Annotated in this window: 25 protein-coding genes; 3 read left to right on the plus strand and 22 right to left on the minus strand. The window is 68.9% G+C overall.

The window, feature by feature from the left end; all coding sequences use genetic code 11:
- Window positions 1–64: 64 nt before the first annotated feature.
- The 10 genes from BMY97_RS25420 to BMY97_RS25465 all read right to left on the minus strand — a co-directional run bounded on the left by BMY97_RS25420 (window position 65) and on the right by BMY97_RS25465 (window position 9,753).
- Window positions 65–481 carry an NUDIX hydrolase gene (locus BMY97_RS25420; RefSeq protein WP_091620731.1) on the minus strand — a complete coding sequence of 139 codons (417 nt, stop codon included), beginning with the start codon at window positions 479–481 and terminating at the stop codon, window positions 65–67.
- 531 nt (window positions 482–1,012) lie between these two features.
- Complete coding sequence (locus BMY97_RS25425) at window positions 1,013–1,540, minus strand: hypothetical protein (RefSeq protein ID WP_143086293.1); 528 nt, start codon at window positions 1,538–1,540, stop codon at window positions 1,013–1,015.
- A gap of 160 nt (window positions 1,541–1,700) precedes the next feature.
- Window positions 1,701–3,686, minus strand: a complete 1,986-nt coding sequence (locus BMY97_RS25430) for a hypothetical protein (protein ID WP_091620736.1) — start codon at window positions 3,684–3,686, stop codon at window positions 1,701–1,703.
- Complete coding sequence (locus BMY97_RS25435) at window positions 3,683–4,549, minus strand: 5'-methylthioadenosine/S-adenosylhomocysteine nucleosidase family protein (protein WP_281246923.1); 867 nt, start codon at window positions 4,547–4,549, stop codon at window positions 3,683–3,685. The genes BMY97_RS25430 and BMY97_RS25435 overlap by 4 nt, the downstream gene beginning before the upstream one ends.
- A gap of 199 nt (window positions 4,550–4,748) precedes the next feature.
- Entirely contained in the window at window positions 4,749–5,447 is a 699-nt protein-coding gene (locus BMY97_RS25440) for an NUDIX hydrolase (protein ID WP_091620741.1), read from the minus strand.
- Window positions 5,448–5,705: 258 nt separating this feature from the next.
- A complete protein-coding gene (locus BMY97_RS25445; protein WP_091620743.1) occupies window positions 5,706–6,431 on the minus strand; it encodes a hypothetical protein in 726 nt (241 codons plus the stop codon).
- A 72-nt stretch (window positions 6,432–6,503) separates the two neighbouring features.
- Window positions 6,504–7,130, minus strand: a complete 627-nt coding sequence (locus BMY97_RS49620; protein WP_425425327.1) for a tyrosine-type recombinase/integrase — start codon at window positions 7,128–7,130, stop codon at window positions 6,504–6,506.
- Window positions 7,131–7,340: 210 nt separating this feature from the next.
- Window positions 7,341–7,721, minus strand: a complete 381-nt coding sequence (locus tag BMY97_RS25455; protein WP_091620749.1) for a DUF2255 family protein — start codon at window positions 7,719–7,721, stop codon at window positions 7,341–7,343.
- Between the two features lie 8 nt (window positions 7,722–7,729).
- Entirely contained in the window at window positions 7,730–8,707 is a 978-nt protein-coding gene (locus tag BMY97_RS25460; RefSeq protein WP_091620751.1) for an aldo/keto reductase, read from the minus strand.
- Between the two features lie 11 nt (window positions 8,708–8,718).
- The gene (locus BMY97_RS25465) at window positions 8,719–9,753 is read right to left on the minus strand and encodes a zinc-binding dehydrogenase (RefSeq protein ID WP_177231542.1); all 1,035 of its coding nucleotides are present in this window, start codon (window positions 9,751–9,753) and stop codon (window positions 8,719–8,721) included.
- A gap of 156 nt (window positions 9,754–9,909) precedes the next feature.
- On the opposite strand from BMY97_RS25465, the gene BMY97_RS25470 reads away from it, so the two are divergent.
- Window positions 9,910–10,746 carry an oxidoreductase gene (locus tag BMY97_RS25470; RefSeq protein WP_091620756.1) on the plus strand — a complete coding sequence of 279 codons (837 nt, stop codon included), beginning with the start codon at window positions 9,910–9,912 and terminating at the stop codon, window positions 10,744–10,746.
- An 83-nt stretch (window positions 10,747–10,829) separates the two neighbouring features.
- Here the strand turns inward: BMY97_RS25470 and BMY97_RS25475 are convergent, their stop codons facing one another.
- Together BMY97_RS25475 and BMY97_RS25480 are read right to left on the minus strand one after the other, a co-directional pair.
- Window positions 10,830–11,711 carry an aldo/keto reductase gene (locus BMY97_RS25475; protein ID WP_091620758.1) on the minus strand — a complete coding sequence of 294 codons (882 nt, stop codon included), beginning with the start codon at window positions 11,709–11,711 and terminating at the stop codon, window positions 10,830–10,832.
- A gap of 78 nt (window positions 11,712–11,789) precedes the next feature.
- Complete coding sequence (locus tag BMY97_RS25480) at window positions 11,790–12,674, minus strand: helix-turn-helix transcriptional regulator (RefSeq protein ID WP_091620761.1); 885 nt, start codon at window positions 12,672–12,674, stop codon at window positions 11,790–11,792.
- Window positions 12,675–12,782: 108 nt separating this feature from the next.
- Here BMY97_RS25480 and BMY97_RS25485 point away from each other — a divergent pair, with 108 nt between their 5' ends.
- Window positions 12,783–13,187: a (R)-mandelonitrile lyase gene (locus BMY97_RS25485; protein WP_091620763.1), complete on the plus strand. Its 405-nt coding sequence runs from the start codon at window positions 12,783–12,785 to the stop codon at window positions 13,185–13,187.
- Between the two features lie 98 nt (window positions 13,188–13,285).
- Window positions 13,286–13,867 (plus strand): flavodoxin, encoded by a 582-nt coding sequence (locus BMY97_RS25490; RefSeq protein WP_091620766.1) that lies wholly within the window; start codon window positions 13,286–13,288, stop codon window positions 13,865–13,867.
- Between the two features lie 111 nt (window positions 13,868–13,978).
- Here the strand turns inward: BMY97_RS25490 and BMY97_RS25495 are convergent, their stop codons facing one another.
- From BMY97_RS25495 to BMY97_RS25540, 10 genes are all read right to left on the minus strand, one after another.
- Window positions 13,979–14,596 (minus strand): hypothetical protein, encoded by a 618-nt coding sequence (locus tag BMY97_RS25495; RefSeq protein WP_091620770.1) that lies wholly within the window; start codon window positions 14,594–14,596, stop codon window positions 13,979–13,981.
- A gap of 49 nt (window positions 14,597–14,645) precedes the next feature.
- Entirely contained in the window at window positions 14,646–16,001 is a 1,356-nt protein-coding gene (locus BMY97_RS25500) for an MmgE/PrpD family protein (protein ID WP_091620773.1), read from the minus strand.
- A gap of 30 nt (window positions 16,002–16,031) precedes the next feature.
- Entirely contained in the window at window positions 16,032–17,444 is a 1,413-nt protein-coding gene (locus tag BMY97_RS25505) for an aldehyde dehydrogenase family protein (RefSeq protein ID WP_091620776.1), read from the minus strand.
- Window positions 17,445–17,611: 167 nt separating this feature from the next.
- Entirely contained in the window at window positions 17,612–18,373 is a 762-nt protein-coding gene (locus tag BMY97_RS25510) for an IclR family transcriptional regulator (protein WP_091620779.1), read from the minus strand.
- Window positions 18,374–18,411: 38 nt separating this feature from the next.
- Window positions 18,412–19,158 (minus strand): enoyl-CoA hydratase/isomerase family protein, encoded by a 747-nt coding sequence (locus tag BMY97_RS25515; RefSeq protein ID WP_091620782.1) that lies wholly within the window; start codon window positions 19,156–19,158, stop codon window positions 18,412–18,414.
- A complete protein-coding gene (locus BMY97_RS25520; protein ID WP_091620784.1) occupies window positions 19,155–20,705 on the minus strand; it encodes a class I adenylate-forming enzyme family protein in 1,551 nt (516 codons plus the stop codon). The genes BMY97_RS25515 and BMY97_RS25520 overlap by 4 nt, the downstream gene beginning before the upstream one ends.
- A complete protein-coding gene (locus BMY97_RS25525) occupies window positions 20,702–21,868 on the minus strand; it encodes an FAS1-like dehydratase domain-containing protein (protein ID WP_091620787.1) in 1,167 nt (388 codons plus the stop codon). Before BMY97_RS25525 ends, BMY97_RS25520 begins: the two co-directional genes overlap by 4 nt.
- Window positions 21,869–21,875: 7 nt before the next feature.
- Window positions 21,876–23,045, minus strand: a complete 1,170-nt coding sequence (locus BMY97_RS25530; RefSeq protein ID WP_218156871.1) for an iron-containing alcohol dehydrogenase family protein — start codon at window positions 23,043–23,045, stop codon at window positions 21,876–21,878.
- 23 nt (window positions 23,046–23,068) lie between these two features.
- Entirely contained in the window at window positions 23,069–24,151 is a 1,083-nt protein-coding gene (locus tag BMY97_RS25535; protein WP_091620791.1) for a zinc-binding dehydrogenase, read from the minus strand.
- Window positions 24,152–24,167: 16 nt separating this feature from the next.
- A complete protein-coding gene (locus tag BMY97_RS25540) occupies window positions 24,168–25,355 on the minus strand; it encodes a CaiB/BaiF CoA transferase family protein (RefSeq protein WP_091620794.1) in 1,188 nt (395 codons plus the stop codon).
- Window positions 25,356–25,416 lie beyond the last annotated feature (61 nt).

Raw genomic sequence — 25,416 nt, forward strand, 5'->3', positions numbered from 1 at the left:
GAGTCGGTGCGAAGCGGCCGAGGGGCGTTCCACAGCGTGTGCACCCGGTGGCCACCGCGTTCGCCTATCGGGTGGTGTGGAGGGTGCGGAGCCGGTCGAACCAGGTGGCGATGGAGCGCTTGTAGCCCTCAGGCATCGGCAGTGCGGCGATCTCGTGTTCGGCGAACTCGGCGATGCGGTTGTGCTCGTGGCTGATGACCGGTTCGGCGGTCGAGCTGCTTGTGCAGCCGTAGGTCACGATGAACACGTCCTTGTCCGCCACGGTGATGTGGTACATCCAGGAGTCCAGGATCTCGGCGACCGTCACCGGCAGGCCGGTTTCCTCGGCGATCTCGCGGGCCACGGTCTGTTCCGGGGTCTCGTTGTCCTCGATCCGGCCGCCGGGCAGTTCCCACTCGTCGCGTTCGTTGCGCAGCAGCAAGGCCCGGCCGTCGCGGACCAGCACGCCCTTGATCGACACCGGGTACGCGGGCTTCGCCATGGTCGAACCCTCCGCCGAGGCTCTTGGGGATGTTGTAGCCGCACGGTAGCAGTCCGTGCCCCGCCGGCCCGCTCATGCGAGGTTGACAATCCGTCAGTGGACCGCGGCCCGCGCGCACCGGGTGTGCTTAATGGACCGGACAGGTCCCCTTCGGCACATGCGTCTCACCACGAGCGGTGGATCGGATGGCTCGCCGCGGCCTGGGCGGAACGGCCGGTGGCCGCGGCGGTCTCGATCGCCAGCCCCGTTCTTGCCGCGCGGATCGAGGCCGTGCTCACCGGCCGGACGGCCGAGGGTGAACCGCAGCTGGTCGTCATTCTCCCCGCGCGAGCGGGGGTGGTCCCGCCACAGGGAGCCCCGACATAGCGGATGCAGCGTTCTCCACACGCGAGAAGAGTGGTCCGAACGGGTTGTCGGGTAGGTGCTTCGGGACGGTGTTCTCCCCACAACTAATTCACCATGCGCCTCATCACCGTCTCCCCGCGCGAGCGGGTCGTCTCCCAGGGTAGCTGCGGCGGGCAGCACCTCCGTCTATGCCCGTGAAGGATCCTGTTCCCTGGCCAACGCGTAAGCGGCGGCGACCACGCGTGCCGCGAACCCCAGGGTGACCAGCGCCTCGATGATCGACAGGGTGAATAGATCTGCGCGCAGGTCACCGGCGGCCCAATAGAGCACGGTCGACAGCAGCGACGGGACCACGAACATCAACAAGTCCACTGCCAGCTGCGTGAACTTGTCGAGCCGCCGCAGCGGATCACATCGGTGGACCGACTCCCAGGCGAGCGACCCGCCCGCCCGACCATCGGACGTCCCCAATGCGGGCGCCAGGTGACGCCGCAAATACTTGCCGATCGCCGAGATCTTCTGGTCGTTGGAGAAATAGGTCCATCCCAGGGTGATACACACCAACGGCAGCAGCAAAAGCAAGTACGGTCGCCCGGCCGGCTGGATCACCAGGGCCAACGTCGCCGCGAGCGCGGCAAGCGCGGCATACATCAGACGGTCCCGTAATGCTATCCGCGACGTCTGCTCTGCTTTGAGGGCACCGTATTCTGCCAAGCGGACATCCCTGGTCGTGTCCGCTGTCGCTGCCACGCAGGACTGGGTTCTTCTCATGTGTTTACGCCGCCTCTTCCCGGTCAATTCCGCGCGCGCGAGAGGACTGCCCGACGGGCGCCCGGGTGCGGTGCATCTGCCCAGCGCCCGGACGGGGTACATGTCAGTCGGACCGGGCATGTGCCCACGCGTTCCGGCGGTTTCTTTCGAACTCGATCCAGTCGCGGCCCTGGTGCGCCACAGCTTCCAGAATCGGGAGAGCGGTATCCATCCCAGAGGTCGCCGCGGCAAGCCGGTCCATCTCTGCCTCGTTGTCGACCTCGGTATCGTTCTCGACGTCGAGGCGTTCGGTGATGTTGAGGATCTCCGCGCCGTCCAGCAGACGGAGCCGGAACTCCCGGTAGCGCACCGTGTGCTCAGGCTTATCGGGACTCTTCTTGACGGGCTTCTCGCGCATTGTCAGTGAGGCGGACGCGATGCGGTCGTACCCGAAGGCGTCCCAGTTCTCGTTCTTGTCCTCGCCGGTGATGAAGTTCAGGTACACGCGCGAAGACCGAACGCCGTACTGGGTCAGCAGGATGACGGTGACGTGGTACGCCGTGTAGCGCGGCGGCCCGTGAAGAACCGCCCCGCGCCGGCCGCCTGGCGCATGCTGATTGATGACCACGTGCGAGACGAGGTCCTTCTCGCCAATATTGCCTCTGCGCAACGCCTCGGTCTTGAGGTAGGCCTTATCCAGCGCCAGCCAGCGGGCCATCTCGCCGTCGGTCGGGCAGTCGGCCAGTTCCTCCCGCCATCGGCGGTACTCTGCCATCTCCTCGTCCAGCAGCGCATCCGCCTCGGCGGACAGGAGCTGGTCGGCTCGGCGGGTGGCGAAGACCTCGACCACAGCGGGCAACGCGAACCAGCCACCCACCGCGAGCGGCACGACCTCCCAGCGCTGCGCCGCGAGCAGCAGCAAGGCCGCGCCGGCCATGGCCAGCAGGGCACCGGCGGCCCGCCACCGGCGGGCATCGACCGGGGCGTCGGGTACCGGCTGAAAATGCGGGTCATGGTGCGGCCACTGCTGGGCGACGCGCCGCGCATGCCAGTCGACAAGCCATTTGAGCGGCCTGATGGGCTCGTTGCTGTAGCCGAACTCGGCATTGAACCGCCGCTTGAGACGTGCGCAGTACCCTCCGGCGTACTGCGGCCAATCCTCGGAGTACTCCGGGCGCGCGTCGCGGAAGCAGCGTTCGATGAGCTTGTCGACCGCTGTCTTGCTGGCCCGCTCAGCCTCTGGCCCGGCGTCGCGGCGGAGCGCGGCGTACAGCGGGTGCGCGGTGTGCTCTATGCCGTAGCGGACCATGACGGAGCAGCCCGTCACCAGCAGCACCAGCCCACCCCAGAAGGGAAGTGTCAGCGGACCGAAGAACAACCCTGCGAAGAACAGCGCGGTGACGACGCCCCCGATGATCGCCGGCCTGCGTTCGTTGAGGTCGGGAGGGAACGTGGGGGCCTGGTACCGGGTAGGCACGGCGGGAGGGGGTTCGAAGAACTTCCAGGCCCGGTCGACACGGTTCCCGGAGAAGCGCTCGGCCCCGATCTCGTGCTTGCGCTCGGCGTCCAGCCGCTGCTCGGTGACACCACCGACCAGCAGCGACAGGTGCCTGCTGATCTCGTCCTGCCGTTCGGCAGGAAGGTAACCGAAGGCGGTCACCGCTGTGAACGAGCCGTCGTTGTTGTTCGACTGCACGTCGTCGAGGAGGCTGCGGACAACGTGGAGTGCCCGTGTCCAATCGTCTTCAGGCGATGGCCCGCAAACCTTCCAGGCGTCCCGAAGGTCCGCGGCCTGGTCTGGGGTGAGGTCCCCGAAGCCTCTCTCGCTGAGCACCGAGAGCACGTAGTAATAGGCGCGTTCAGTCGATGGGTCGCTGTTGAAGACGATCGTGCGGAACAGGTCCTCGGCCCGGCGCGGGAGACCGCCGGTGAGATAGGCGAGTGCGACCTCGTGCTTACGTTCGGCGGTGTCCCATTCTCCGACGGTATAGATGGTCGCGCCGTGGAGGACGGTGTCCACGTACTGCACGCCGATCTGCTGTTCGACGTGGGCGTTTTCGGAGGCGACGTTCTGGTTGTCGATGTCGGCGCCGGTCGCGTCCTCGGTCATCGGAACCGCCGGGCGGAGCCGAAGTTGACGCCGATCTGCTGGCCCACGCGGGCGTTGTCCCGCGCGGTGTTCTTGTTGTGGACGACGGGGACCACGGGGGCCGACGGCTCCTCATTATCGGGGACGCCGCCGTCGGGTTCGAGCGCGGTGATCAGGGCGATGGCGAACGCCGCGGCGTTGCGGGCCGCAACCCGCTGTCCACCTTCGCGATCCGACGTGGCCTTGCTGCCGTCGGCGTGGTCGCTGATGCCACGTATCGACGCCGCGCGTACCTGGTCGCCCAGGTGGGCCGCATGCGCGAAGCCGGAGCCCTCCATCTCGACAGCCACCGCGTCGTTGTAGGAGGCCCGCAGCCTGCGTGCCAACTCCGACCTGCGGGAGTTCAGCACGGCTTCGCCCGCCGCGATGGCCTCGAAGTGAGCGACCGGGGCGTCGTCTTCAGCCCGGTCGGCCAGGAACGAGTGCCAGGCGTTGCCGCGCAGCAGCCGCCTGGCCTCCTGGTCGAGCCGGTGCGAAATGGACCAGGCCGACGGCCGTACCAGAAACTCGTCATCCTCGCTGCGCCCGCCCTGATAGGAGTAGATCTTGGTGGCCACAACGACGTCCCCGATCGTCAGCCACTCGCGCAGACCGCCCGCGATGCCCACGAACACCATGGCCGCAGGGCCGAACTCGGTATTGGCCCGCTCAGTGAGCGTGGCAGCGGCTCCAGGGCCCGGGCCGGTCACCGCCAGGGCGACCTGGTGGCCTGGGTGGCCGGCCACAGTACCGACGTCGAACACAGTGCCTGACGAATGCCGATGCGGTTGTACGTCGACCAGGTGCTCCAATACCGCAGCGTGCTCCAGGTTCAGCGCAGTCATGATCACATTCACCGGTTCTCACTCCAACACGGTTGGGGTACCTCGGGAACGGACGCCCACGAGGCGCAACGAGAGCGGGCGCGGTGTGACAGCCACGCTGGGGCCAGGATCGTCACCACGCTTATTGTCATGGTGACATGAAATAGTGGGCAGAGCAAGTACCAGCACAGAGCCAATGGTCAGTCTGACAAGAAAGACCTCAGGCTCCGAAGCGGGACCGCATCATCGGTGGAACCAGCTCCGTCGCCCCGCCCGCGCGGTACAGGGCAGCGGGCCTGCCGGTAAACGAGGACCGCTTGCCACCGGTGGGCACGATGAATCCGTCAGTGTCGGTGACCTTGCGATGAAAGTTCGGCTTGTCCAGTCCGACCCCCCACACGATCTCGTAGACCTCGCGCAGGTCGCCAATGGTGAACTCAGGACCACAGAAGGCGGTAGCGATCGTGCTGAACTGCAACAGCGTGCGGGCCAGGTCGACCGCATCGGCCAGAATGCAGTCGTGATCGAAGGCCAGCCCCGGGTCAGCGGCCTCGATGACCGGCACCCACCTGGCGGCGCGTGCGTCCGACCCGGCAACCGGCACTGGCAGGTCCGGAGCGATCGCGAGGTAAGCGCACGTCACCACCCGGGGGCGCCGAGGGTCCCGGCCCGGCGCGGAGTAGATACCCACCTGCTGCAGCCTCAACGCCCCAGCATCGAGGCGGGTCTCCTCGACCAGCTCCCGCGCCGCAGCCTGCTCCAGCGACTCGTCACCGCGCAGGAAGCCACCCGGCAACGCCAACCGGCCCCGGAACGGCTCGTTCTCCCGCTCCACGAGCAGCACACTCAGCATGCCGTCCCGAATGGTCAAAATGACCAAGTCGGCGGTGAGCGTGACTGTCTGCCGGGCGCGGCTCATACGCGAAGACTACCCACCCACTCCCCTCCCCCCGCCGTACCGGGACCAGCCGACACAACCGCCAATACGGTTGTCCCCGCGCGAGCCGGGAATCCCACGCCGGGTACGGATCGGTCGACAACGCGCCTTCGAAAGTGCAGGAAAAACCGCCCCTCCAACGCGTAAAGTCCGAGATCGCGAACTGTTCTCCCCGCGCGAGCGGGGGTGGTCCCACCACCCGGCGCTCGTCGTCGGGCAGGTCCGGAGCGCAGGTTCGCGCTAGACCACTTCAAGCTCTGAACTGGTCTGAGACGCCGAAGCATTCCCTTGGCGAACAACGGCTACCAGAGCCCGCGATGTCCGGGCACCGACCCGAAGTTGCTTCCGCAGCTTCTCCGCGGAGATCGGTCGCCGGAAGCGTTGCCAATGGTCTTCGTCCGCGACACGGGCCTGCTTCACGAGTTCCCTGTCCAGGCCGGCGCTCCGACAGGATGCCGAATCCATCTGTTGGCCATGTCGAAGGGACATGGCCGTGGGCGCCTCCTGCACGGCGCTGTCGCGCTTCGACGCCGAGGAGGAACAGACCGATTCGGAATCGGCGTGTGCCGCAGTAAGCTCGCGGAGCAACCCCGGGCCTGCCTCGGCCCAGCCGATCAACAAGAGCGGGCCAACCGCATCGAACGCCGCCTTACCCCACTGACCAGCGCACACCGAATCAGCAACGTTCAACAGCAGGGTCACCGCACTCGCCGCCAGCAGCAAGTGCCGTGCCGGCCGCTGCACCTCGTCACTGGCTCCCGACAAGGCCAGATGCCGCGTACCGACGAGCAACCCCAGCACCGTCAAGTCAACAGCCGGCGCCACCAGCGGCGCCACGAACACCGGCACCTGCAGCTTCAACGCCAGGTTCAACACGTTCCCGAAGCCAAAGAGGAACGTGAGCCCGATGACCAACGCCATCGTGACCGTGACAAACCTGGCGACCGAGCGCGAGTTGGCGCTCATGACGGGCTCCCGCCCGAGTCTGGAGACGTAAAACTCGACTCGACCAGCGACGTGCCGACGAAATGTACCTGGTCAGCCTCGTTCCCATCCTTTGGCAGCCAGGCCGAAAATCGAACCTCTTAACCAGCGGGTTCCGGGTTCGAGTCCCTGATGGCGCACAGCCGGAAAGCAAAGCCCACCAACGAATTCTCCATATTTCAGGGGTGTCGTTGGTGGGCTTTGTTGATCTGTGAGCCCGAGGTGGGACCGCTGTGGGTCCGGCCCCGGCTCTCGCCAGCGCGAGTGACGCGCGGACCGCGTCCGGCTGCCCGGTATCGCCGCTGCCGACCACGAGTAGCGCCCTGACCTGCAGATCTTCCTCCCCCGGTCATAGCCAGCACGGCGGACCAAGCTCGCGGTCGCCTCGGCACCGGCCTGAGAGAGGGACGGGACCACGCTGGTGTAGGTGTCGGCGGTCAGGACGATGCTGGCGTGGCCCAGCAGCGCTAGGACCGTCTTCAGGTCGTTGCCCGCGGCCAGGGACGGCGTTGCTGCACCGTGGCGCAGGTCGTGGAACCGCACTGGCGGCAGAGCAGCCTTCTCGATCAGCCGCCGGAACGTGTGCGACACGTAGCTGGGGCTCCAGTGATTGCCGTTCTCCCGCGTGAACACCCACCCGTCAGCGGCTCCGCCGCCCTCGCGTCGCTGGGCAGACCGCAACCGGATTCACGAGCAACGAGCCGCAAGGGATCTAAAAACCACCCGATGCTGACGACGCCGAGAGAGAGGCCAGGGCAATTGGACGACGGAGCCAACCCGCGCCGGACACTTTCGGCGAGCGATGATGCACAGCCGGTGCCCGGGTGAGGCTGAGGTGGAGCAGGTGCCGCGCGGCGGTGCATACCGGGATCATCAAGCAGCCAGCACGGGTTACCGGGTGCGGGGCACGAGCTTGAGGGTCGCGGACCGGGCCGCAGGGCTGGTGATGGACCTGACCGGGTTCGGGTAGCGGCGGTACTTCGCGCGGTAGGCAGTGTCGATGCGGTCGTTCATCTCTCCGTCGTCGGTATCCACAAAGGACACCTCGTACTCGGTGCCGCCGGCGCGGACGCGGCCGTCGTGGCGAGTCCGGGTGCCGCGGAACCAGGCGGCGTCTGGTCCGTTGACGGAGCGGACGTAGAATTCGTCGTCGACGCGGACGCCCCAGATGATCCGGTAGGGCCGGGCACTGCCGTCCGGCCGCAGCGACGTGATCTCGACCTCGTCCGGACGATCGATCGCCGCGAGGTCTTCGGTGTTCCAGGTGGTCATGGTTTCCCTCATCGATCCAGCATGCGCATCTGCGCTTCTTCGTGGTGGTCTCCCGCCGCGGGGGTGAGCGTGTCCAGGTTGGCGAGTTGCGCGGCGGTCAGTTCGACGCCGTCGGCCGCGGTGTTCTCCTCCAGGCGGGACACACGCTTGGTACCGGGGATTGGGGCGATGTCGTCGCCCTTGGCCAGGAGCCAGGCCAGCGCGACTTGAGCGGGCGTGGCCCCGGCCTCGGCGGCGACGGCTTGGACTTCGTCGGCAAGCCGCAGATTGCGGTGGAAATTCTCGCCGGTGAACCGCGGGTTGGTCTTGCGCCAGTCGCTGTCGTCGAAGTCCTCGACGGAGCGGATCTGCCCGGTGAGGAACCCGTGCCCGAGCGGGGAATACGGGACGAACCCGATGTTCAGCTCGCGCAGTAGCGGGAGGATCTCCGGCTCCGGATCCCGCGTCCACAACGAATACTCGGACTGCAGCGCGGTGATCGGGTGGACGGCGTGCGCCCGGCGAATGGTGTCCGCGCCGGCCTCGGACAGGCCGAGGTGGCGGACCTTGCCCGCGGCCACGAGCTCGGCGAGCGCGCCGACGGTGTCCTCGATCGGCGTCCGCGGGTCGACGCGGTGCTGGTAGTACAGATCGATGTGGTCCGTGCCCAGCCGCCGCAGCGAACCGTCGAGCGCCGCGCGGACGTTCGCGGGGCTGCTGTCGGGCGTGCCGGGTTCGCGGCCGGTGTGGGAGATCAGCCCGAACTTGGTCGCCAGCACGACCTCGTCGCGACGGCCTTTCAAGGCTTGGCCGACGAGTTGCTCGTTCGCGTACGGGCCGTAGACCTCGGCCGTGTCGAGGAGGGTGACGCCCAGGTCGAGCGCCCGGTGGATGGTGCGGATCGACCCGGCGTCGTCGGTACCCGCGCCGGTGTACCCGAACGACATGCCCATGGCGCCGAGCCCGATGCGGCCGACGTCGAGGTCACGCAGCTTGACGTGCTTCATGTGATGACTCCTCAAGGCTGGACAAGGACTTTGATGGCTTCGCGATCGGCCATGGCGCGGTAGCCGTCCGGCACATCGTCGAGGCCGATGGTGCGGTCGAACACTCGGCCCGGTTCGACCTTGCCCTCGAGGATGTCGGGCAGAAGCTCTTCGATGTAGGCGCGCGCCGGTGCCACCCCGCCGGTGACGGTGATGTTGCGCATGATGGTGTCCATCCCGAACGGGATCTCGCTGTATTGCGGGACGCCGAGCCGGCTCACCGCGCCACCGTCACGGACCACGCGGAGCGCGGTGCGCATCGACTGGTCGGTGCCGACGCACTCGACGACCGTGTGGGTCCCGTCGCCGCCGGTCAGTTCGCGGACCTTGGTGACGCCTTCCTCACCGCGCTCGGCGACGACGTCGGTGGCGCCGAACTCGCGGCCGAGGTCGGTGCGGTCGGTGTGGCGGCCCAGCAGGATGATCTGCTCCGCGCCGAGGCGTCGCGCGGCCAGCACGGCGGAGAGGCCGACCGCGCCGTCCCCGATCACCGTCACCGACAAGCCCGGCTTGACCCCGCCGGTGACCACACCGTGGTGCCCGGTGCAGAACACGTCCGAGAGGGTCAGCAGGGAAGGCAGCAGCGCGGAGTCTTCGCCGACCGGCAGTTTCACGAGCGTGCCGTCGGCGAACGGGACGCGCACGGCCTCGCCCTGGCCGCCGTCCACGCCGTTCAGGCCCCACTGGCCGCCATGCCGGCACGAGGGCTGCAACCCGGCCCGGCAGAAGTCACAGGTGTTGTCCGCCCAGATGAACGGTGCCACGACGACATCACCGGGCTTGAACCCGGACACGTCGGCTCCGGTGTCCTCGACGACGCCCAGGAACTCGTGGCCCATCCGGCGGCCATGCTCCGAGGCGGCCATCGCCCCGTAGGGCCACAGGTCGCTGCCACAGACGCACGAACGCAGCACGCGGACCACGGCGTCGCCCGCCCGGTCGATCTTCGGGTCGGGCACGTGCTCGACCCGCACGTCGCCGGCCCCATGCATCACGGTTGCTCGCATCGGCTTCTCTCGATAGTCGGTTTCTGATGACTCCCAGGCAACCCGCGCCGCCGCCGGTGCGGGAGGGGCGGGCATTCGGGGTAATGGCAGGGCCCCCCAGGATCGGCGGCGCCGCTCTAGCGTGTCCGATCAGGACGATCGCGGCGAGAGGACGGCATGCAGACACCCACCTGGCTGATCACCGGATGTTCGAGCGGTCTCGGCAAGGCGCTGGCCAAGGCGGTGCTGGAGCGCGGCTGGAACGCCGTGGTCACCGCCCGGAACCCCGAATCGGTCCGTGACCTCGTCGCGCCGTACCCGGAGACCGGGCTCGCGCTCGCCCTCGACGTCACCGACCCGGCACGGGTCACCCAGGTCGCACGGACGGCGCGGGACCGTTTCGGCCAGGTGGACGTCCTCGTCAACAACGCGGGCCACGGGTACCGCGCCGCCGTCGAAGAAGGCAAGGAAGCTGAGGTCGCCGAGCTGTTCGCGACCAATTTCTTCGGTCCGGTCGCGCTGATCAAGGCGGTGCTGCCGGGCATGCGCGCCCGCCGCGCGGGAGCCGTGGTGAACGTGTCCTCGATCGCGGGCCGGCTGGCCGCGCCGGGGTCCGGGTACTACTCGGCGACCAAGTTCGCCCTGGAAAGCATGTCCGACGCCCTGCGCAAGGAAGCCGCGCCGCTGGGGATCAAGGTGATCGTGGTCGAGCCCGGCGCGTTCCGAACCGACTTCGCCAGCCGATCGTTGCAGCAGGCGGGCCAGGCCATCGCCGACTACGCCGGAACCGCGGGTCTGCGCCGCAAGGAGAACGACACCACGCACGGCCACCAGCAGGGTGACCCGGCCCGGGGAGCAGAAGCGATCATCACCGCGGTGACGGCCGGCGAACCTCCGTTCCGGCTCCTGCTGGGCACCGACGCCATCACGATCGTGCGCGAGGAACTCGAGGGCCAGCTCACCGAACTGGGTGACTGGGCGGACCTCAGCGCGACCACTGATTTCCCGGGTTGACCGAGTTCCGGAAAAGACGCATGCGCTGAAGCACGATCGAGGCGCCGGGCCCGCGAGACCGGCATCTCTTTCGTCCCTGAAGGTCAGGCTTCGGGGATGTCCCGGCCGAATGCCTCCAGGGTGATGGCTTCGGGTTCGGGGCCGCCGCGCACGCCCGTGTCGAGCGCGTCGATGGCCGCGAGTTCCGCATCGGTGAGCTCGAAGCCGAACACGTCGAAATTCTCGGCGATCCGTGCGGGCTTGGTCGACTTCGGGATGACCGAACGGCCCTGCTGCAGGCCCCAGCGCAGCATCACCTGCGCCGGCGACTTGCCGTGCGCCGCCGCGATGCCGACGATGACCTCGTTCTCGAGCGTGCTGGCGTGCTGCCCGTCGCGGTAGAACGTGATTCCCCCGATCGGGGACCACGCCTGCGACACGATGCCGTGCTCCGCATTCGCCGCGAGAACGTCGGACTGGCGGAAATACGGGTGCACCTCGATCTGGTTGACCGCCGGCACCACTGCGGCCGCCTTGAGCAGGCTGTCCAGGTGGCCACGCATGAAGTTGCTGACCCCGATCGCCCGCACACGCCCGTCTTCCAGGAGCTTCTCCAGCGCGCGGTACGCACCGACGGTCAGGTCGAACCGCGACGGCAGCGCCTGGTGCAGGATCAGCAGGTCGATCTGCTCGACCCCCAGCTTGCCCGCACTCTTGTCGAACGCGCGCAAAGCGGCGTCATAGCCGTAGTCGCTGATCCAGATCTTGGTCTCGACGAAGATCTCCGACCGGTCCACACCGGAGCGCCGGATCCCCTCACCGACCCCGCTCTCGTTCCCGTAGGCGGCTGCGGTGTCGATGTGCCGGTAGCCAGTGCTCAGCGCGGCCTCTACCGCCGCGATCGTTTCGCCAGGCGGGGTCTGGAAGACACCGAAGCCCAGGGCGGGCATTTCGACCCCGTTGTTCAACGTCAAATTCGTGCTCATGCCTTCACGCTAATCGCGGGCGGCCGCACGAGGGAGGCCCTGTGATTGCCTCTCTGTTCTGCTTCCAGCACAACAGATTCACCCCAACGAGTTCGCTGCTTCGTCGGCCAGTTCCTGGGTGGCGGCCCAGCTGGCGAGCATCTTGAGTGCGTCGGCGGTGGGACTGTCCGGGGCGGCGGTGTAGACGTTCAAGATCAGGCCCGGCTCGAACGGCAGCTCCATCGACGCGTAACTCAAGTCCAGCTCGCCCACGATCGGGTGCCGTAGCCGTTTGCGACCACTGCGGTGAAACTGCACGTCCTGCGACGCCCAGCGCCTGCGGAAGAGCTCGCTCTGGGTCGAGAGCTCGCCGACCAGCTTGATCAGCGCCGGATCGTGGGGGTTGCGGCCCGCCTCGAGCCGGAGCATCGCGGCCGCGTCGTTGGCGACCTGTGCCCAGTCGACGAAGAACTCGGGCGCTGCCGGGTCGAGGTAGACGAACCGGGTCGTGTTCGCCGGGCGGCGCGGGTCCGCCAGCATCGGTGCGTAGAGGGCACGGGCGAGGCGGTTCATGGCCACGACGTCGTGGCGGCCGTTGCGCACCCACGCCGGAGCGTCACTAATAGCGTCCAGCACTTGCTGGGTGGTGGCACGCACGCTGGTCGGCGGGGTCCGGCGCCGCGAGTGGCCCGGTCCCGCGGCGCGGGCGAGCGCGAACAGGTGGTCACGCTCCGCCTCGTCCAGTTGCAGCGCGCGGGCCAGCGCGTCCAGCACGCCCTCGGAAGCCCCGGCGAGGTTCCCCCGCTCCATGCGGATGTAGTAGTCGATGGAGACGCCGGCGAGCATGGCGACTTCCTCGCGGCGCAAGCCCTTGACCCGGCGGTTGCCGCCGTACGCAGGCAGTCCGGCCTGGTCGGGCGTGATGCGCGCCCGCCGCGAGCTGAGGAACTCGCGGACCTCGGCGCGGTGATCGGTTGCACCCATGGCACCAGGGTAGGCGGGCCGTCGCCGATGTGGGGGGCACTGGCATTAACTCCCCGCGCCCGCGCGAAGGTCGTTGACTGGGCAGCGAGCACGAGCGAAGGGAAACCCGTGGAAAAGCTGCCGAATCTCCCGACGACCAAGGGGCCGGCCGGGATGTTCACCGGCGACGTCTACTTCGACGTCGTCTACCAGGGCGAGGAGCCGTCCCGCATGCGCGCCAACACGGTGCGTTTCGCACCCGGGGCGCGCACCGCGTGGCACCGTCACACAGTGGGCCAGACCCTCTACGTCACTGAGGGCACCGGCCTGGTCCAGGCGCGAGGCGGCGACATCGTCGTCATGCACCCGGGTGACGTGATCTACACCCCACCGGGTGAGGAGCACTGGCACGGCGCCACACCCGGGAACTTCATGACTCACCTCGCATTGTGGGAGGCCCCCGCTCCCGGCGGCGAAACGCCCGAATCGACCTGGGGCGAGCACGTGACCGCCGCCGAATACCGGCTGCCGTGACCCGGGTTCCTTCTCGCGTGAGCAACCCGCTGGACCGACACCAGTTCCTCTGCGGTGGAGCGGCAGCCGCACTGGGAGTTCTGGGAGGCATCTCGCTGATGGCCTGCGACACCGACAGCGCACAGCACACGCCGACACCACGACCGTCCACACCGGCCGGTGTGCGGGTACTGCTCGCCTACTTCTCCCGCGCCGGCGAGAACTACTACTACGGCGGCCGGAAGAACCTGGAGGTCGGCAACACCGAATTGCTGGCCCGCCTGATCAGCGGCAGCATCGCCTGCGACGTCCACCGCATCGAGGCCGCCGAGCCATACTCCGACGACTACGACCATACGGTGGCGCGCAACGTACGCGAGCAGAGCTCCGACGCCCGGCCCGTCATCGCCAACCCGCTCCCGGCGATCACCGGCTACGACGTCGTGCTGCTGGGCAGCGGCCTCTGGAATGTCCGGCCGCCGCTGATCATGCGTACCTTCGCCGAGGGCCTCGACTTCAGCGGGAGAACGGTCCTACCGGTCACCACCTACGCGATGAGCGGTCTGGGCCGCGCGGCCGAGGACTACGCGCAGGCCTGCCGCGGCGCGACCATCGGTAATGGACTCGCCGTGCGCGGCGAAGAGGTCGGCCAATCCCTCGACGCCGTTTTGTCGTGGCTCCGGCAGAGCGGCCTGCGATGACCGCAGACCCGAAGCTCAGGACTTCGGCTCACCGAGAAGGCGGAGCAGTTCCGGCAACAAGGCACCAGGTCTTACTTGGTCCTGAAGACCACAGTGGACTCTTCGTCGCCGTCACCGCCGGTTTGATGTCTGCTGTACCGCTCCTGATTCCTCGGCAACCAGGTCACCGCGGAGCAGACGGCCCTTTCGTCGCTGAAGATGCAGGACCCTGTTCCAGTACTCGAAACCGAGCACGTCCTCGGCGGTTTTGCCCGACTTCAGCGCCTGTGCCCGCCGGAGCAGCTCCAGTCGCGCATCGTCCGCCAGCTCCTGCCAGGCCGCGCTGAGCCGGTCGCTGCTCTTGCGCTGCTCACCGCTGTTCAAGAAGGTCGCCGCCGCCGTCAACCCGGCAGACACCAAAGCGATTATCGCCGCCACCACTCGGCCCGTGGTAGTTGCCAGCCCGGTGGCTCCGGCGGTCGCCGCGAGGATCACCGCCGGAACGCCCAGAACGTAGTACGCCCGACCCCACCACACACTCGCCCGCCGGGCATCGAACGCGCTCAGGTCCGCGTGGGCCATCAAGGATTCGAGCACCCCCAGCGGTTCATCCGGCGCGGTGCCGATCGCTTCCCGCAGGCGCTTCTTCAGCCGGCCACGAGGCGACTGCCAGAGGCCCCCGCGCTCCTGCAGGACCGTGGTGGTCAGCGCGCGAACCACCTGTGTGGCGATGACATCCGTTGCGACCATACGTAGTAGTCGCCCCATCGGACAGCTTCGTTGCAGCCCGGGACGCGGATCAGGCGAATTGCTCGACGAACGCCCCGACGTCGTCGACGTTCTCCAGGCGCGCCGCGGAGCGGATCCAGGCGTCGGTGTCGACCTCGTCCAGGGCGTCGCGCCACTTCGCGCCGAGGTCGGGCCAGGTCGGCTCGCCGCGGAGGCTGTGGCCGCGAGGGTGGTCCACGCGCCGGGTCGCCGTCGTCCCGTCCGCGAGGGTGATCGTCACGACGGCACCGCGCCCGTTCGGCTGCTCCCGTTCGAGATCAGGATCCGTGCCGACGGTGACCCGCTCGCGGATCCTGGCGAACGCGGGATCGGCCTGGATCTCCGGGAAGTACGAGCCGGACAGGCTGATTCCCCCGCGGACGAGAGCGACCGACAGCATGTCCTGCAGGCAGATGTTGTGCATGGTCCGCCCGTCCACCACGCGACGCGCGTTGTCCGGCAGGCCGACTGAAACCGCGCCGATCGTCTCCCAGGTGAGGTTGCGCTCCGCCACGATCGCCAGCGCTGCCTCGACGGCCGCGTGGATCGGGTAGCCCGCGCGGAGGAACTTGAAGTTGGCGCCGGCGATCCCGAACTCGGTGCCGAGACCGCGGGTCACGCGTTCCCGGCCGTCCTCGACACCCCAGGCGTCGAGCAGACCGTGGCGTTCGCCGAGGACGTCGGCCACGCCTTCCAGCCCAGCCTGAGCCATCAGTGCGGCGCCGACGCCCGCGGAAGCGTACTGGCCGTTGCAGAACGCTTTGCTGATGTGGTGGTCCTCGCGGAACAACGCGCACAACCCGTTGGCCCGGAAGGTCGCGAGTGCCATGGCGTTCGCCATGGCGCGCGGGTCGAGCCGCAGCAGCCGCCCGCAGGCCACCGCTGCCCCGACCGCGTGCAGGAAATCCGCGTGCAGGTGGAACTCGTCCTTGAGCCGGAAGGTGCCGCCGCAGGCATCGATCAGCCGGGTGCCCACGTCGTAGCCCAGCACCACGGCGTTGATCAGCTCGGCGCCCGAGGTTCCCCGCAGCTGGGCGACCGCGGTCGCTGCGTGGACCAGAGTGGCGCCCGGGTGCCCGCCCACGACATGGGCGCCGTCGATCTCGTCGGCATGCCCCGCCGTGCCGTTGGCCAAGGCGGCCAGCTCTGCCGACGACCGTCGCCCGGTCCGCAGTACCAGCGCCTCGGCGGCGGCGGTCTGACCGGTGACGTAACGAGCCGCCAGCCGGCCGGCCGGGCAGGCCGCACCGAAGTACGCGCTTGCGAGCTCATCGAGGACCACGAGCTTCGCGCGCTCGCGAATGGGGCGGGGCAACGCGTCGAACCGGGTGCTCGCGGCATAGTCCGCGAGCACCCCGGTCAGCGTGAGGCGGTCCGTGACCGTCATATCGGTGTCTCCTCCAGTAGCGTCGAACGCTCAGCCGATGGACTTGTACTCGAGGAACTCCTCGATGCCGTAACGGCCGAACTCGCGGCCGATGCCGGAGAGCTTGAACCCGCCGTGCGGGGCGCGCTGGTTGACCGCGGAGCCGTTGATGCGGATCCGGCCCGCGCGCAGCTTTCCGGCCAGCGCGCGGGCGCGGTCGTCGGTTCCGGCCCAGATCGCGCCGGCGAGCCCGTAGTCGGTGTCGTTGGCGATGCGGAAGGCGTCGACCTCGTCGTCGAACGGGATCAGCACGACGACCGGCCCGAAGATCTCCTCGCGGGCGATGCGGGAGCTGTTGTCGCCCGAGAACACCGTGGGGCGGACGAAGAAGCCGCGGTCCAGCCCGTCGGGGGCGTCCGGGCCGCCGGTCAGCAGCCGCACACCTTCGTCCACACCGGACTGGATGTAGTCGCGGATCCGCTGCCGCTGGTGGATGTTGGCGACCGGGCCGAGTGTGGTGGCCGGGTCATAGGGGTCGCCCAGCACATAGCTCTCGGCCTTGCGGACCGCGACCTCTTCGGCCTCGGCCAGCCGCGACCGCGGGACCAGGACACGGGAGAGCCCCCCGCAGACCTGGCCGGAGTTGCGGAACGCGTCCTCCATGCCGACCTCGATGGCCCGCGCCAGATCCGCGTCCTCGAGGATGACGTTCGCCGACTTGCCGCCGAGTTCGAGGGCGACCTTCTTGATCCCCCGCGCGGCCAGTTCCATCACCCGTCGTCCGGCCCGGACGGATCCGGTGAGGGAGACCATGTCGACCAGTGGGTGGGTGACGATGGGTTCGCCGACCTCCGGGCCGGTGCCGGACACGAGGTTGAAGACACCGTCGGGCAGGCCGGCGTCGGCGACCATCTCGGCGAAGATGAACGAGCTGAGCGGGGCGACCTCGGTGCCCTTGAGCACGACAGTGCACCCGGCCGCCAGCGCCGCGCCGGCCTTCATGCAGACCATCCGCATCGGCCCGTTCCACGGCGTGATCGCGCCGACGACTCCGGCGGGCTCACGGGCGACGACCGTGTGGTCGACCTGCTCCCGCCAGGTGATCTCGGTCAGGCTCTCGACGAGGCTCACCAGGTCCACCACCGCCGACGAGCCCTGCGCCTCGGCGGCGATCGCGTACGGCTGGCCGATCTCGCTGACCACGGCTCGGGTGATCTCGTCGGCCCTGTCCCGCGTCAGCTCGGCAAGCTTGCGCAGGAACCCCACGCGTTCCTCGACAGTGGTCTTCGACCAGGCCGGGAAAGCGGCCGCGGCGGCCTGGGCGGCGGCATCGACGTCCGCGGCGGTCCCGCGCGGGATGGTGACGACCGCTTCCTCGGTCACGGGGTTGATCACCTCGATGACCTCGGTCCCCGCGGAGGGCACCCACTTGCCGTTGATGAAGATCTGGTCGCGTTCGATCACCGGGGACACTCCTCGCGCTACGCCGCGCAGTTCGTATATCAGAACTATTGATCAGTAATACGACTAACGCTAAGCCGCGTTCATCCCCGTGTCAACGCCCGGAACGCGACAGTGGACGACAAGGAAGCCTTGTCGTCCACTGTGGATCGTCGTAATACGGGCGCGGCTCAGATCGGCTCGCGCGGAGCGGTCTTCTGCTGCGTCCACGAAGCGACATGCTTCACCAGCAGCTTGCGGACCTTCGCCTCACGCGGCTGCACTTCCGCCGTCTGGCCGACCACGACCGCGGCCGCCACGCTCTCCCCGGCCGGATTGCGGACCACGGTCGAGAACGCGAGCTGCGCACCGTGGTGCCGGAAGTTCCGCGACACGCCGGTCTTCTTGATCTCGGCGAACTCGGAGAGGAACTCCGAGACGGCTTCGCTGTCGGAATGGTTCCGCCGGAGGTACCCGTCGCGTTCCGCGTCGGGTTTCGCCGCCAGCAAGGCCTTTCCCCCGGCGGTCGAGAGCAGCTTGCGGCGGATGTTGGTGCGCGCGGCGAAGCCGGTCAGCGCGTCCGTTCCGGACTCGCCGATGTAGATCAGGTGGTCGCCGGCCTCGACGCCGAGGAACACCGTCATGCCCGTGTCCCGGTGGAGGGCATCGAGATCGGCCTGGCTGACCTGGCCGGCCCGGATGTGCCCGCTGGCCATGGTGAGGCCGTAGATGGCGGGCCCGAGGTAGAAGCGTTTGTCGTCCTCGTAGAGCCAGCCCTTGGCCTGCAGGCCGCGGATGAATCCGTGCACCGAGCTCTTCGGCGCGTCCAGGGCGCGGGCGAGTTCGGCGAACCCGATGCCGGGGTGGTACACGACCTCTTCCAGGATCTGGGTAACCCGGTCGATCGTGCGGTGGTTCTTCGGGCCGGCAGGGTCGGCGGCGTCTTCGGTCACGAGCCCACCTTAGCGCAATAACGTCCCGGAATTCGCCATTACGAACCGACGAAGTTCGGCGGGCGTTTCGCGATGGAGGCGGCGATGCCCTCGGCGAAATCGTCGGTGCCGAGCAGCGCGGCCTGCGCGGAGGCCTCGAGGTCGAGCGCGGCGGAGACCTCCGCCACCAGCGACCGCCGCAGCGTGGCGCGGATCGACGGCACCGACAGCGGGGCCGAGGCCGCGATTCGGGCCGCCAGCTCGACCGCGGCCTCACGGGGGTCTTCGGCGACGCTGTCGCACAGGCCGATTGCGGCCGCTTCCTCCCCCGAGACCGACCGTCCTGTGTAGAGCAGTTCCTGGGCTCGCTGCGGACCGACCAGCCTCGGCAGCGTCACCGAGAGCCCGAAGCCTTGGTGGAAGCCGAGCTTGGCGAAATTCGCGGTGAGCCGGGCCCTCGGCGCCGCGATCCGGAAGTCGGCCGACAGCGCCAGCCCCAGGCCACCGCCGATCGCACCGCCCTGCACGGCTGCCACCACCGGAGTGCGGCCGGAGAAGAGCCGGAAGGCCTGCCGGTAGACCCGGCGAATCCCGGCTGCGCCGACGCCGCGCAGGTCGGCGCCGGCGCAGAAGTGCTTGCCCTGCGCGCACAGCACGACCGCGCCGATGTCCTTCTCTTCGTCAACACCGAGAAGAGCGTCCGCGAGCTCAGTCAGCAGGGCCTCGTCGAAGAAGTTGTTCGGTGGGCGCCGCAGCTCCACCAGCGCGACCCGCCCTGCCACCGTCTCCAGGACGACGTCACTCATACCGCTCCTCCCGCCGCGGCGAGTTCGACACTCGCCAGCTGCTTCTTGTCGATCTTCCCGGAATGCGTCGTCGGCAGCGGCTCGCGTTGGATCCGCCATCGGCTCGGCACCGCGAAGGAGGCCACTGTGGACCGTAATTCGCGCGCGAGGTCCTCGGCGGTCAGGCCGTTGTCCACGAGGACGACGGCCACGACCTCCTCACCGAGGTCCGGATGCGGCACGCCGAAGACGGCGGACTCGACCACTCCGGTGATCCGGCCCAGCGCTTCCTCCACCGCGGCCGGCGCGATGTTCTCGCCGCCGCGGATGATCATGTCCTTGGCACGGCCGGTGATCCACAGGTAGCCGTCCTCGTCGAGGCGGCCGAGGTCACCGGTGTGCAGCCAGCCTTCGGCGTCGATCGGGGACTCGTCCGTGCCGAAGTACCCGATCATCTGGGTCGGGCAGCGGAGGAGGACTTCACCGTCCGGATCGGAGATCCTCAGCTCCGTGCAAGGCAGCGGCCGTCCGCAGGTGCCGGGCCGTTCGATCGTGTCCTTGCCGGACGCGGCCACGCCCTGCCCGCCGTTCTCGGTCAGGCCGTATCCGGTCGCGACCCGTGGCTCGACCCCCGGCAGCCCGGCCCGCAGCTGCGTGAGAAACTCCGAGGTGACCGGCGCGCCGCCCACCGTGATCGACTTGATCGAGGTGACGTCCCGCCGGTGCACGTCCGGATGCTCCAGCACGCGGGAGACCATCGTGGGCACCGCGCTCCACCGGACGATGCGCCACTGCTCGATCAGCCGCAACGCCTCGGCCGGGTCGAACTTCCCGGACGGCATGACCAGCGTGTCGCCGACCGTGATCGCCCGCATGAGCGTCTGGATCCCGCCGATGTGGAACATCGGGCCGGTGTGCAGGCCCGCGTCCCCGGTGGTGTCGTCGACCTGCTGGGGCAGCCGCCGGGTGATGTGCAGCAGCATGTGCAGGCCCGCGAGCAGCGACCGGTGGGAGAGCACGACGGCCTTCGGCTTGCCGGAGGTGCCCGAGGTGAACACGAACGCGGCCGGATCGTCCTCCTCGGGAGCGGCCGCGGCGGCCGGCGCCGCGGCGACCTCGGAGATCCCCCAGGTACCGGCGGGGACGCCCTCGGGCAGCGCCCGCGCTGCCCGCGTGTCCGCGAGCACCAGGGCGGGGGTGAGCAAGTTGAGGGCGTCGGCCAGCTCGGCCCGGCTCCACCAAGCATTGCCCAGCACGGGTACGGCCCCGGCGGTGACGCAGGCCCAGAAGTTGATGATCCACTCCGGGCTGTTGAAGCCCAGCAGCAACACCCGGTCGCCCAGCCGGAGCCCGTCGCCGGCGAGCTGGGCCGCCTTCGCCTCGGCCGCCCGCCGGACCTCGATGAAGGACACCACACGCTCGCCCTGGACGATGTGCGGGCGATCGCCCCACCGGCCGGCGAAAGCGAGCAGGGCACGGATATCGCGGGGACGCTCGGTGTAGGTGCGGAACGGGATGCCCCGCACCACCTCCGTCCCGATTTCCTTGCCCCAGACGGCCGGCGTCACTGCGTCACTTCCGGGCGCCGAGGCAGGACGACCGTCGCCGTGCCCGGCATGCAGTTCTGCTCCCGCTGGTTGTGCGCCCAGGTCTCCAGGTGCAGCACGGCGTCACCGTCGCCGTCGATCTCCTTGCCCACGACCTTGCCGCCCAGCCGCACGACGTCGGAGAGGTAGACGTGCGCCCGGTACTGGCCGTGGATCGCCTTGACCGAGCCGGCGTCGCCGATCCAGTGCGTCAGCGTGTGGATCTGCCAGCAGGTGCGCTGGATGCCGACGTCGTAGGCGATCTGGGCCCCTTGGAGCTGCGCGGCGTAGTCGTTGTAGTGCACCGAATACACCGGCTCGAGCGCATGTGTGCCGGGGTCGCGGAACGCCCACTTCGGGTGCTTCTTGTAACGGCGCAACGCGACACTATGCGCGGACAGGCGCGGGATCGGGGCGGCCCCCGAAGCGACGTAGGCGATCTCGTCGGTGAGCCCGATCGGTCCCTTGGTCAGGGTGTCCAGCTCGTCGCCGACCCGGACGTCCTCCCAGTACCGTGGCTCGGCGCCGCGCGGAGCCTCGGCGAGGATGTCGTCCTCGATCTTCGCCAGCTGATCGTCGGTCCAGGGGTGCGGGATCTCGATCTTGCGCGAGCTGCGGCGCTTCTGCATCTCGGTGCGCTCGAACCGCATCCGGGAGCAGATGAACCGCGCGACCAGCTCATCGTCCTGGTTCCAGTACTCCTGACGCAGGTAGTCCTTGATCCGGCGGCCCCCGAAGGAACTCTCGATCGGGTCGTCGAAGCCGTCGAACCAGACGCGCGCGGTGATCTTGTCGCCGACCTTGATCGGCGCGTGGAAGGTCACGTCGGTTTCGGCGTGGAACCCGCCGAGGCCGGGCCAGCCGACCTGCACCGAGCCCAGGCAGGCGAAGATGAAGCTGGGCGGGGCGACGATCCCGCCGTGCGGACCGGCCGCGGCGTAGTCCTCTTCGGTCCACAGTGGATTGTCGTCGCCGATCCCTTCGGCGAACCGCAGGATCGCCAGCCGGGTCGCGTACTCGTTGTTCACGCAGGCGTCCGTGCGCAGTTCGGTCCCGATCAGGTCCCGCATCTTCGCCAGCATCTCGCCGGTGAACTTGCCGGTGGCCAGTTCCTTGCCGATGCCGGTGTCCGAAGTGGTGGTCATTGTTCTCCTACCAGGCGTTGTTCAGCAGATTTACGACGTCTTCGCGGTCCGGCACGCGCGGCCCGGCGGTGACGGCCCAGTCGTCCATCGCGTGGGCGGTGACCTCGGGCAGGGACTCCTCGGCCACGCCGATGTCCTGCAGCCGCCGAGGTGCTCCGAAGACCCCGAGCAGGCGCTCGATCTCCGTGACCACACCGTCCGCGCTGCGGTCGGCGAGCCCGAGATAATCGGCGATGGCCGCCAGGCGGCCGGCGGCAACCGGAGAGTTGAACCGCATGGCGTGCGGCAGCAGCAGGGCTTCGACGACACCGTTCGGAGCCGACGACCGCGGTCCGATGGCGTGCGAGAGGGCTTGCGCGAGACCGCCGCCGGTGTGATCGCTGCCCTGCCCGCTCAGGATCGCCGCGAGCATCAGCTGCAGCCGCGGAGCAGCCTGGTCCGGTTCCTTCTCGACCCGCGGAAGCCACGTCACGACCGTGCGCAACGCGTGCGCCAGCAGTGCGTCGGCGAGTGGGTCGACCTGCCGGGACTGCAGGCCCTCCACGGCCATCGAGAAGATGTTCAGGGCGGCCGACCAGCTCAGCCGCGGCGGCGCGGTGAGCGCCATCCCCGGGTCGAGGACGACTCCCTGGGCACGGGCCTTCGGGTCGTAGAGCGCGAGCCGCTCCCCCGTTTCCAGGTCCCGGACGGCGGCGCCGGCCTTGGCGTAGGCCGTCGTCGGCGAGCTGGGCACCACCCACTGCGGCAGCTTCGGCGCGGCCAGCTTCGGGCTCACCAGCTTGCCGTTTTCCCTTCGGGTACAGAGCTTTCGCGCGTCCTTGCCCTCGCCGAGCAGGATCGTGGCGGCGCGGGCGGTGACGACGGACGAGCCACCGCCCACCGCGATCACGGCGTCCGCGTCGCGCTCCGCGAGGAAAGCCCGGGCACGCTCGACCGAGGGCAGCGGGCTGTGTTCCTCCACCCCGTCGAACTGCCCGGCGAGCCGGTCGCCGAGCACGTCGTGCAACCGGCCCATCGCCTCGGTGTGCGCGGCCACCGCGGGAATGCAGATGATCACCGCCCGGCTCGCCCCGGCCCGGGCCAGCTCCCGCGGCAGGGCCGCGAGCGCGCCGTCACCGCAGAACGTGCGGAACGCCGGGGTCAGGTGCCGGATCGTCAGGTCGTGTTCAGCGCTCACGAGGTGTCGCTCCTTCTGTTCGTTCACCGGTCGAGCTCGACGACGGCGCGGCCGCGGACCCGGCCGTGGTGCAGGTCGTCGACCGCGGTGTTCAGCGCGTCCAGCGAGTACCGGTCGGTCACCAGCGCGCTCGGGTCGAAGCGGCCATCACGCACCCAGCCGGCGAAGGTCGTGAAGTCGCGGCTGGGGTCGCAGCTGCCGCCGACGCACCCGAGGAGCTGCTTCTCTCCGTTGAGCAGATCCATGGCGTCGAGCTCGAACGGCACTCGCGGGATCCCGACGAGGACGTCGGCGCCGCCACGGATGCCCGCGCCCCGGATGCCGGGGCGGACCGCGGCGAGGCTGACCGGAATGTTCTTGCCGATACCAGTGCAGTCGAAGCAGCGATCGACGCCCCGGGTCCCGTCGGGATGCGGCGTCAGTGCCCGGATGGCCTCGACGACGTCTCCGGCCCGGACGTCGACCACGTCGGTCGCGCCGAATTGCCTTGCGAGCGCCAGTTTGTCGGCGTCGAGGTCCACTGCGATGACCGGAGACGCGCCGAGGATCGAAGCGGCGGCGATCGCACACAGCCCCACTCCCCCGGCGCCCCAGACCGCCACGCTCTGGCCCGGCCGCACCGAGGCGGTGTTCAGTACGGCCCCCGCGCCGGTCATCAGCGCGCACCCGATGACCGCGCCCAGATCCGGCGGGGTGGCCTCGGGTGCCTTGACCACCCACTGCTCGTCGACGACGGCGTGGGTGCCCCAGGTGAACGTATTGTGCGTGCGTGCCTCCTCGCCACCGGGGAAGACGATCCGGGACGGCACCGGCGGACGGCCTTCGAGGGGCGTGCGCGGGATCCAGGTGGTCAGCACCTCGTCACCAGGGCGCACGTAGGTCACCTCCGGACCCGCTTCGACGACAGTCCCGATCGACTCGTGCCCGAGCAGCATCGCCGCCGTCCTGGCCGGGTCGAAGATCCGGTCGAGCTGGCTGTGGCAGACCCCGAACGCCCGCTGCCGCACGACGACCTCGTACGGGCCGGGCGGGCCGAGGCTGACCTCGCGCAGCTCGAGCTTCTCTTGTCCCGGAGGCAGGACGGCGATGTGCGCCTCCACTGTCATGTCTTTCCGCTCCTTCTCAGATGACGCCGGTGTCGCGGAGCTTGGTGATGTCGTCGGCGGACAGGCCGAGCTCCTGAACGAGGACTTCCTCGGTGTGCTCGCCCAGCCCGCCCGACCGCGTCGGCTCGACCATCGGGGAGTCGGAGAGGAACAACGGGCTGCCCAGGGTCATGAACGCCCCCTGCTCGTCGGTGACCGTGCGCAGCACTCCGCGCTCGCGGACGTGTGGGTCCTCCAGCAGTTCCGGCAGAGTCGTCACCGGAGCGCACGGGATCTTGAGCGCCTTCAGCCGCGCGGCCACGTCTTCCTTGCCGCGGGTCCGGGTCCATCGGCCGACGACCGCGTCCACCTCGTCCATGTGGTCGCAGCGCCCGGGCATGGTCGCGAATCGCGGGTCGTCGGCTGCCGGGTCGGCCATCAGGCCACACAGCCGCTTCCAATGCTCGTCAGTCGGGCAGAGGACGGTCACCCAGCCGTCCGTGGCGGGGTAGGCGTTGTAGGGCGCGACCGACATACCGCCGTGCCGGTTGCCGGTCCGCTCGAAGCTCGCGGTGTTCTCGCTGAGCAGCCCGGCGATGTTGGATGTCAGCGAGGGCAGGATCGCGTCCTGGAGTGAAACCTCGACGTGCTGCCCGCGTCCGGTCCGGGTGCGCTGGAACAGCGCCGCGAGCACCCCGGACAGGATGTGCGTGCCGGCCATGAAGTCCACGACCGACGGCCCGGTGCGGACGGGCGCGCCGTCCTCGAACCCGGTGGTGCTCATGATCGCGGTGCGGGCCTGGATGGTGAGGTCCATGGCGGATTCGCCCGCGTACGGGCCGAACGACCCGAACCCCGTACCCGACGCCATGATCAGCCGCGGATTGACCTCGCTGAGCCGTTCGTAACCCAGGCCGAACCGGTCCATCGCCCCGGGCGAGAGGTTCTGCACCAGGACGTCGGCGTTGCGCACGAGTCCCCGCAGGACGTCCTGCCCGGCGGGGCTGGCGAGGTCGAGGCGGATGTTCCGCTTGCCGGAGTTGAGGAAACGGAACTGGATCGGGTAGCCGGTCTCGTCCACTGTGGGCAGACGGCGGTACGGGTCTCCTTGCGGGGCCTCGACCTTGATGACATCGGCACCGAGGCGGGCCATCAGCATCGTGCAGTACGGGGCGAAGTAGAACTGCCCGACACAGATCACCTTCACACCTTCGAGCGCGGTCATTCCGTGCCTCCATCGCTTCGGCGCGAGGTAGAGTTCGTTATTACGAACCATAGTACGTATT

This window comes from Amycolatopsis saalfeldensis (assembly GCF_900110575.1).
GTDB lineage: Bacteria > Actinomycetota > Actinomycetes > Mycobacteriales > Pseudonocardiaceae > Amycolatopsis > Amycolatopsis saalfeldensis.

Coding starts and splice junctions, on each gene's coding strand:
- BMY97_RS25500 (WP_091620773.1), bottom strand. CDS start 16,001: ATGACGGTCACGGACCGCCTCACGCTGACCGGGGTGCTCGCGGACTAT.
- BMY97_RS25515 (WP_091620782.1), bottom strand. CDS start 19,158: ATGAGTGACGTCGTCCTGGAGACGGTGGCAGGGCGGGTCGCGCTGGTG.
- BMY97_RS25470 (WP_091620756.1), top strand. CDS start 9,910: ATGCAGACACCCACCTGGCTGATCACCGGATGTTCGAGCGGTCTCGGC.
- BMY97_RS25465 (WP_177231542.1), bottom strand. CDS start 9,753: ATGCGAGCAACCGTGATGCATGGGGCCGGCGACGTGCGGGTCGAGCAC.
- BMY97_RS25475 (WP_091620758.1), bottom strand. CDS start 11,711: ATGAGCACGAATTTGACGTTGAACAACGGGGTCGAAATGCCCGCCCTG.
- BMY97_RS25460 (WP_091620751.1), bottom strand. CDS start 8,707: ATGAAGCACGTCAAGCTGCGTGACCTCGACGTCGGCCGCATCGGGCTC.
- BMY97_RS25435 (WP_281246923.1), bottom strand. CDS start 4,549: ATGACTGCGCTGAACCTGGAGCACGCTGCGGTATTGGAGCACCTGGTC.
- BMY97_RS25440 (WP_091620741.1), bottom strand. CDS start 5,447: ATGAGCCGCGCCCGGCAGACAGTCACGCTCACCGCCGACTTGGTCATT.
- BMY97_RS25535 (WP_091620791.1), bottom strand. CDS start 24,151: ATGACAGTGGAGGCGCACATCGCCGTCCTGCCTCCGGGACAAGAGAAG.
- BMY97_RS25490 (WP_091620766.1), top strand. CDS start 13,286: ATGGCCTGCGACACCGACAGCGCACAGCACACGCCGACACCACGACCG.
- BMY97_RS25420 (WP_091620731.1), bottom strand. CDS start 481: ATGGCGAAGCCCGCGTACCCGGTGTCGATCAAGGGCGTGCTGGTCCGC.
- BMY97_RS25455 (WP_091620749.1), bottom strand. CDS start 7,721: ATGACCACCTGGAACACCGAAGACCTCGCGGCGATCGATCGTCCGGAC.
- BMY97_RS25430 (WP_091620736.1), bottom strand. CDS start 3,686: ATGACCGAGGACGCGACCGGCGCCGACATCGACAACCAGAACGTCGCC.
- BMY97_RS25480 (WP_091620761.1), bottom strand. CDS start 12,674: ATGGGTGCAACCGATCACCGCGCCGAGGTCCGCGAGTTCCTCAGCTCG.
- BMY97_RS25495 (WP_091620770.1), bottom strand. CDS start 14,596: ATGGTCGCAACGGATGTCATCGCCACACAGGTGGTTCGCGCGCTGACC.
- BMY97_RS25540 (WP_091620794.1), bottom strand. CDS start 25,355: ATGACCGCGCTCGAAGGTGTGAAGGTGATCTGTGTCGGGCAGTTCTAC.
- BMY97_RS25445 (WP_091620743.1), bottom strand. CDS start 6,431: ATGAGCGCCAACTCGCGCTCGGTCGCCAGGTTTGTCACGGTCACGATG.
- BMY97_RS25525 (WP_091620787.1), bottom strand. CDS start 21,868: ATGACCACCACTTCGGACACCGGCATCGGCAAGGAACTGGCCACCGGC.